The sequence below is a fragment of the Sphingomonas populi genome (assembly GCF_004208535.1).
In the GTDB taxonomy this organism is placed as follows: Bacteria; Pseudomonadota; Alphaproteobacteria; order Sphingomonadales; family Sphingomonadaceae; genus Sphingomonas; species Sphingomonas populi.
In genome coordinates, this window is the sequence record NZ_SGIS01000093.1 from 1 (window position 1) to 5,337 (window position 5,337).

Genomic DNA, 5,337 nt, shown 5'->3' on the forward strand with positions numbered 1-5,337 from the left:
CTCGGAGCCGTCGGCTATTGCAAACATGATTGCCTCCAGAGTGTGATATTGAGCAACCTCACTCTGCCAGAGACCGGGTCGCTATCCACTCCTCATGGAATCTGGATATAGGCTTCCTGAATCACTGCCACCAACGCCTTCTCCGCTGTCCGGCGCGGCTCCAGAAAGCTCGGGAAGTAGCTGCCCTTCCTCAGCTTCGGGACCGCCAGTTCGATCCGGCCGGCACGCGTGTCCCAGTTACGGTCACGGTAGCCGTTCCGGTGGTTCAGGCGGTCGGGCGAGCGGGTGCCCGCCGGGACACCCGTCTTCGCCTCGATCTCCAGATCCATCATGCGATCGGCGGCAAACGCCAGCATCTCGCGTACCAGGTCAGCATCCGCCTCTTGCTCGACCAGCTCGAGCAGCGCCATCTTGGCATCGGTCATCGTCGTCTTCTCCAGGTTCAAGTTCGCATCCGAACCCTAGCCGAAGACCGGCGATGGCCACCTCATCCGGGGGGCCCTTCCTACACCACGTCCGGGGACACTACCCCGCTGCGAGCAACCCACTCGCGTTGGCGCGCGGCTGCGCCACGCCAGACTCCGGCACAATGCCGCGCCCGAGGACGTCGATTATCGTAGCGCGCGCGGGCTTGATCGCCGGCTTGTCGAAATGCTGCTGAAGGGGGACTGGATCGACGCGCGCGACAATCTGGCGCTGTGCGGCCCGACCGGGATCGGCAAGAGCTGGCTCGCCTGTGCGATCGGCCACAAGGCCTGCCGCGACAATCGTTCGGTCCTGTACACCCGGTTCCCGCGATTGCTTGACGACCTGGCGCTATCGCGCGGCGATGGTCGCATCGCGCGCAAGCTCAAGAGCCTCGGCCAGGTCGAGCTCCTGATCCTGGACGACTGGGGGCTTCAGCCGCTCGACGCTCAGGCCCGCCATGATCTCCTCGAAATCCTCGAGGATCGCTACGGACGTAAATCCACGATCGTCACCAGCCAGCTCGACATCGCATCCTGGCACCGCGCCATCGGTGACCCAACCTACGCCGACGCGATCCTGGATCGGCTCCTTCACAACGCCCACCGCATCGAGCTCACTGGAGACTCCCTGCGCAGGACAAAGCCGACCGCCGCCAGTTGACGTTCCACCGTCAAAAATGCCAACCACACACAGTCGACCAAACGACCCTGCAGGTGGGCGCGATCATCTCGGAATAGGCGGGCGGCATCATCGGAATCCGCACCAATCAGGTCGATTTATGCTCTAAGGCCGCGGAAATCGCGAGCGGCATCGTCTTCCTTAGCTCGGCGGCACCCAGTTTCATCACGGGGTCCGAACTCGTGTTCGATGGCGGGATGATAGGGGAAGACTTTCCAAGCCCGCCGCAAATCGTTGTCATTCACTCCTCGCGCCCGATCAGGGCGAATATCCGCCAAGCACCTATCTCCGGGGCGTCAAGGAGATGCTGCAAAGCGGCGCATCTGGGTAACCCTATTGTTCATAAGTGAGCATGTCCCAGGGCTTTGCAGTCTATCAGGTGCCGTCCTGCCGTGCGCACGTCTTTGCAGCCGGTCATGATCATGGCTAGGCGCAGTTCATCGCGAATTCGGCTAAGCATTCGCGAAACGCCTTCCTCGCCCCCGGCGGCCAGCGCAAACGCCCATGCACGGCCAAGCATACAGCCGCGCGCGCCGTTCGCGAGCGCCTTGAGGATGTCGAGACCGGAAACGATCCCGCCGTCCATGAGTACGTCCAGCCGACCGTCAACCGCGTCGGCGATCGGCGGTAAGGCCTCAATCGAGGATCGCACGCCGTCGAGTTGTCTGCCGCCATGATTGGACACCACGATCCCGTCGACCCCGGCATCGACGGCCATGCGCGCGTCCTCGACATCGAGAATGCCCTTGAGAAGAATGGCGCCCGGCCAGTTCTGACGTACGAAAGCAACATCGGGCCAACTGACCGAGGCATCGAAGTTAGCGCGCATCCAGCCCCATGCTGTCGCGAATGAAGACATGTCGATCCCGGCGCCGGCCAAATTGCCGAAGCTGTGAGGTCGGCCGCTCATATATACATCGAGCAACCAGCCCGAATGCGCGAGTCCGTCGATTGCCCGGCGTAGCGAGCCTCGCCAGTTCTGTTGCGCGGACATGCCCGAGCGCACGTCCCGATACCGCGCGCCCGGAGCCGGAAGATCAACGGTGAAGACAAGTTGCCTCGATCCCAGCGCCCAGGTGCGTTGGAGCAGATCGCGCATGAAAGCGCGGTCGCGGATCATGTAAAGTTGCATCCATGGGGGCTCCACGGCGTTCGTGACCTCCTCCGCCGCGCAGATGCCGACCGTCGAAAGCGTGAATGGCACCCCCGCCGCCTGGGCTGCGCGCGCTGCCTGCACTTCGCCGCGCCGGGCAAGCATACCCGCAAAGCCAACGGGCGCCAGCACGACCGGCATGGTCGCATCCACCCCGGCAAGTCGCGTTTCCATCCGCACCGACGACATGTCGCAAAGAACACGCTGTCGCAGCAGCATATGGGTGAGGCCGGCCCGGTTGCGCTCCATCGTCAACTCGTCATAGGCTCCGCCGTCCACATAATCGAACAAGACATGGGGCAGGCGCCGCTTCGCATGCCTTCGAAAATCGGCATGTGAAATGACGCGTTCAGGCAGCATATCCGCTCACGCGTTGCAGCTGTTCACCCAGACCATCGATGCCAAGCCGCATCACGTCTCCCGGTTTCAGGAAGACCGGTGGTTTCTGCCCCATGCCGACCCCGGCGGGCGTGCCCGTGGCTATGACATCGCCGCTCTGTAGGCTCATGAACTGGCTGACATAGCTGACGAGGAACGGGACCTTGTGCACCATCGTGCGCGAATTCCCGTTTTGGTATCGTGTTCCGTTGACCTCAAGCCACATAGGCAGGGCTTGAGGGTCGGCGATTTCATCCGCCGTGACAAGCCATGGACCGATCGGACCAAAGCAATCATGCGCTTTACCCTTCACCCATTGCCCGGTGCCCTCAAGCTGCAGCTGGCGCTCGGAAAGGTCATTGACGACGCAGTAGCCCGCGATGTGCGCCATTGCATTGGCCTCCTCAATGTAGCGGCCTGGCTCACCAATGACGATGCCCAACTCTACTTCCCAATCGCTTTTCACGCTTCCTCGTGGCAATTCGACATCGTCGAACGGGCCGGCCACGGCGGAAATGGGCTTCATGAAAATAATTGGCTCGGCCGGAACGGTCATATTCGCTTCCTCCGCATGGTCGGAGAAATTAACCCCGATGCACACGAATTTGCCGATCTGCCCAATAGCGGCGCCCATCCGGACCCCGTCGGGCACCAGCGGGAGTTTCGTCACATCATGCCGTCCCAAGGCATGAAGCCCCTCGGGCGTCAGCACTTCCCCGGCGATATCCGGGACTATGTCGGTTAGATCGCGTGCAACACCGTCTAAGTCGAAGCACCCCGGTCGTTCCGATCCTTTGGGTCCGTGCCGAAACAGTTTCATGCTATACCTTTCGATGTTCGCCGGCTGCTACGCGCGCCAGCAGAGATGCATTGTGAAGGTGGGCGTATTCGAACAAACTTGGTCGGATATTCATTCTTGATTCAATGCACTCAGACGTACGGAATCGCTCGACCTGGCACTCTGGCGTTTAATCCATGGCGAGGGATGTCGACACTATGTTGACGAGGGCGAGAGGATATTGGCGAAGAATGTTTCGAGCCGTTCTGCCAGCCAGGCTGGCTGCTCCTCCGGGATCCAGTGTCCGCACTCGGGGGCCACTTCGCCAGTGACGTCATCGGCGATCTCCCGCAGCTTGACGCCGACGAGAGAGCCGATGCTTGCCGATCCGCCGATGCCCAGCACCGGCATCTTCAGTTTCGTTTCACCCCAGGATTGGGCCTGCACTCCGTCTTGATGGTAAGCGGCATAATATGCGAGCCCGGCGCGCATGGCGCCCGGCTGGGAATAGGCACGCACATATTCATCGACATGCTCGGCTGGGATTGCCCCAGGGGCGTAGGCCATGTTGCGAAAGAACCAGTTCAGATACTCGCGCTCCCGTCCCCGGATCAGAAATTCCGCCATCGGCGAGGCATGAAAAGGGAAGTGCCAGATGCCCCAGCCATCGGGCGACAAGCGCACGAAGTCGTCGAGCCCATAGCCGGGCAACACGATGTCGAGGATCGCCAGCGCCTTCACCCGATCGCGGTCCAGCGCCGCCACTGCATGCGCGACGATCGCCCCGTTGTCATGACCGGCCACGCCGAAGCTGGATACGCCCAACGCATTGACCAGCTCGATCACATCGCCGGCGAGCGTCTGCGCATCATAGCCGGTAACTGGTCGCGTTGTGTCTCCTAGTCCTCGCAGGTCCGGCGCCACCACACGATAGCGCTGGGCCAGATGCGGTATGATCTGCCACCAGGCCAACCACGTCTGGGGCCATCCGTGCAGGAGCAGGAGCAGCGGCGCGTCAGCGGCGCCGGCCTCGACATAGTGCATCCTGACCTGGGAAAGCTGGACCTTGTGACTGCGAAGACCGGGACCAAAGTCGACCATGCGCGTATTTCCTCTCAATTCGTCACCGTTCGATGCCCGGCGTTATCGGTGATCGGCATGCCCGCTGGCTGGCCGCATTCACCCAGCCAATCACACCATTCTTTAATAGGGATGTCAATACGGGTCGTCGCGAGGCGGGAGTGCAAGCAATAACTTGAGCCCGCTCCAGTGCTCTCTTCTATATTGGGCGCCTGCATGGAGAACGCGGAGCCATTCCTGGATCTCTTCCACGGAGTCCAACGGTATTGACCTGTATATCAATTTCTCTTAGCCTTCGTAGGCAGTCTTGGCTGCGGGGTTTGTATACAAGCCCAGCCGCCGAAAATCGCTGAATGACGTGGAGAGGCAGGTATGTTGGGTTGCGCGGATAGAATTGTTCGCAAGGTGCTGGCCTGGATGCCGGCAGCATGAGTCGGCTTGCGGGGCGGGTGGCGCTGGTCACCGGGGGGCTTAGGGGTATCGGGCGGACGTGCGTCGAACGGTTTCTGGCGGAAGGCGCATCTGTGATGGTCGCCGATCTGGCCGACACGGCTGATGAAGACCTTACCGCGCTCGGCGACAAGGCTGCCTATGTCCGGCTCGACGTTTCCGACGAGGACGAATGGGTCCAGGCAGTCGCTGCGATCGAGGCGCGCTTTGGTCGGCTCGACATCCTCGTTTCTAATGCAGGCATTGGTATTCCCCGCCGGATACGCGAGGAGACGCTCGCAAATTGGCGCAAGACGATCGCCGTCAACCTGGACGGAGTCTTCCTCGGAACGAAACACTGTGCCGATCTGCT

5 protein-coding genes and 1 pseudogene are annotated in these 5,337 nt (G+C 61.5%); 2 read left to right on the plus strand and 4 right to left on the minus strand.

The window, feature by feature from the left end; all coding sequences use genetic code 11:
* Positions 1-101: 101 nt before the first annotated feature.
* Positions 102-425 (minus strand): annotated as a pseudogene (locus tag EWE75_RS23665) (transposase); the annotation flags it as partial.
* Between the two features lie 64 nt (positions 426-489).
* On the opposite strand from EWE75_RS23665, the gene istB reads away from it, so the two are divergent.
* Positions 490-1,128, plus strand: a complete 639-nt coding sequence (istB, locus tag EWE75_RS23670; RefSeq protein ID WP_130160507.1) for an IS21-like element helper ATPase IstB — start codon at positions 490-492, stop codon at positions 1,126-1,128.
* 358 nt (positions 1,129-1,486) lie between these two features.
* Here istB and EWE75_RS23680 read toward each other — a convergent pair whose 3' ends face one another.
* From EWE75_RS23680 to EWE75_RS23690, 3 genes are all read right to left on the minus strand, one after another.
* Positions 1,487-2,659 (minus strand): L-lactate dehydrogenase, encoded by a 1,173-nt coding sequence (locus EWE75_RS23680; RefSeq protein ID WP_130160508.1) that lies wholly within the window; start codon positions 2,657-2,659, stop codon positions 1,487-1,489.
* Complete coding sequence (locus EWE75_RS23685) at positions 2,649-3,497, minus strand: fumarylacetoacetate hydrolase family protein (protein ID WP_130160509.1); 849 nt, start codon at positions 3,495-3,497, stop codon at positions 2,649-2,651. The genes EWE75_RS23680 and EWE75_RS23685 overlap by 11 nt, the downstream gene beginning before the upstream one ends.
* A gap of 174 nt (positions 3,498-3,671) precedes the next feature.
* Positions 3,672-4,556, minus strand: a complete 885-nt coding sequence (locus EWE75_RS23690) for an alpha/beta fold hydrolase (RefSeq protein ID WP_130160510.1) — start codon at positions 4,554-4,556, stop codon at positions 3,672-3,674.
* Between the two features lie 407 nt (positions 4,557-4,963).
* Between EWE75_RS23690 and EWE75_RS23695 the strand changes: the two genes are divergently transcribed.
* On the plus strand, positions 4,964-5,337 hold a 374-nt coding region (locus tag EWE75_RS23695; RefSeq protein WP_130160511.1), incomplete at its 3' end, for an SDR family NAD(P)-dependent oxidoreductase.

What these genes read in the sequence shown, in the direction of transcription:
- EWE75_RS23685 (WP_130160509.1), bottom strand. Translation starts at nt 3,497, where the DNA reads ATGAAACTGTTTCGGCACGGACCCAAAGGATCGGAACGACCGGGGTGC.
- EWE75_RS23690 (WP_130160510.1), bottom strand. Translation starts at nt 4,556, where the DNA reads ATGGTCGACTTTGGTCCCGGTCTTCGCAGTCACAAGGTCCAGCTTTCC.
- EWE75_RS23680 (WP_130160508.1), bottom strand. Translation starts at nt 2,659, where the DNA reads ATGCTGCCTGAACGCGTCATTTCACATGCCGATTTTCGAAGGCATGCG.